The following is a 248-nucleotide window of genomic DNA, read 5'->3' on the forward strand; positions in this document are numbered from 1 at the left end:
CCATTACAGTTACCAAAACTTGAAGCCATGATGTCTTTTGCAACCGCAAAAGGGATGGTGTTCTCAGTTGCAGGCAAGCATTATCCAGCGCCAATGGCCGCTGTGAATGTTGTCGAACAAGCAGCTGGTTTGGATCGTGATGGCGCATTAAAAGTAGAAGCACAGGCGTTCATTAAATTAGCTAAAACAGATGTAGCCCAAGCGCTAATTGGTATTTTCTTAAATGACCAGTTCGTTAAAGGTAAAGC

At 43.5% G+C, this 248-nt stretch carries 1 pseudogene; it reads left to right on the forward strand.

Features of this window, described 5'->3' with window-relative positions:
* Positions 1–248 (forward strand): annotated as a pseudogene (gene fadB / locus AAEZ00_RS21870) (fatty acid oxidation complex subunit alpha FadB); the annotation flags it as partial.

It is taken from the genome of Shewanella sp. S1-49-MNA-CIBAN-0167 (assembly GCF_040310145.1).
Taxonomy (GTDB): Bacteria; Pseudomonadota; Gammaproteobacteria; order Enterobacterales; family Shewanellaceae; genus Shewanella; species Shewanella psychromarinicola.